The sequence below is a fragment of the Brucella sp. NBRC 12950 genome (assembly GCF_030268145.1).
Taxonomy (GTDB): domain Bacteria; phylum Pseudomonadota; class Alphaproteobacteria; order Rhizobiales; family Rhizobiaceae; genus Brucella.
Genome location: NZ_BSQC01000040.1, coordinates 1 through 1,148, shown reverse-complemented (window position 1 = coordinate 1,148; position 1,148 = coordinate 1). Strand labels below are relative to the sequence as shown.

The following is a 1,148-nucleotide window of genomic DNA, read 5'->3' as shown; positions in this document are numbered from 1 at the left end:
TGTGAGGTCATGCTGAAGCGCGACTTTTGCCGTTTGAGCTTACGCATAACGATGTCTGTTTGCGACTAATTTTTGCCGAAAGACTTCTGCAGGCGTTTTGTACCCCAGACATTTGCGTGGCGTATTGTTGAGGCGATGACAAATGAATGCGAGGTCTCGATCACTGAGGGTGAGCGGATCAAGGTCTCGGGGAAGCCAGCGTCTTGTGCGTCTATTGGTGTTCTCAACAGTGCCTTTCTGCCAAGGTGATTGCGGGTCACAGAACCATACTTGCGACCCTATCCCGTTCTGCAGATAGGCCCATTCTGTAAACTCAGTGCCACGATCAAACGTAATCGATCGGCGGGCTATTTGGGGTAGGGGCTGGAGTACGCTAATCACACCTTCCATCACCGGCTTTGATTGACGATCATTGTTACGTAGCAATACCGTAAAGCGGCTCACCCGCTCGACCAGCGACGTCACATTGGCGGTGCCAAACTTCTTCCGAAACTGGATAGTGTCACATTCCCAATGTCCGAATTGCTTGCGCCTGGCAACCATGTCTGGGCGATAAAGGATGCTCAGTTCTGGTGGAAAGCGGCGCCCATGATGACGCCGGGCATGACGTGGGCGGCGGCGGGCACGACGTTCCGGCAGATATTTCCAAAGCTCTTCTTTTCGACCGTCGGTAGAATACACAAACTGATAGATTGTTTCGTGACTGACAGCGATTGGATGGCGTTCCAACCGCATTCTCCCGGCAATCTGTTGCGGCGACCATCCATCGCTGATCTGATCGATCACGGACTGCCGTAGCTCATCATACCGGATGAGCTTGCGTTGCTTCGAACGCCGCTCGCGGCACTTCTGGTCAGCAATCGTACAGTAATAGCCGTTTAAATCCTTAATCTCATCATCGTTAAACCGATTGCGTTTCAGTTCACGAAAAATCGTCGAGCGGTGCCTTCCAAGCTTCTCAGCAATAACGTCAACGGAAAGCTTTGCAGCGCGCCAGCGGGCTATTCTACGGCGTTCATCCAGATCAAGATGCGAATAGGTACGGTCCATGACGAGTTCCTTGCATTGGATAACTCATTGTTATCATTTGCAAGTCGCACTTCAAACTAGAACCCACCCCCGTTATACACATCGATTGCATAAGATAG

General features: G+C 51.4%; 1 protein-coding gene. It reads right to left on the bottom strand.

Translation table 11 applies throughout. From position 1 onward, the window contains the following. Positions 1–39: 39 nt before the first annotated feature. Positions 40–1,050, bottom strand: coding sequence for an IS30 family transposase (locus tag QSJ70_RS27310; RefSeq protein ID WP_285541355.1), 1,011 nt, complete (start codon positions 1,048–1,050; stop codon positions 40–42). Between the last annotated feature and the right edge of the window lie 98 nt (positions 1,051–1,148).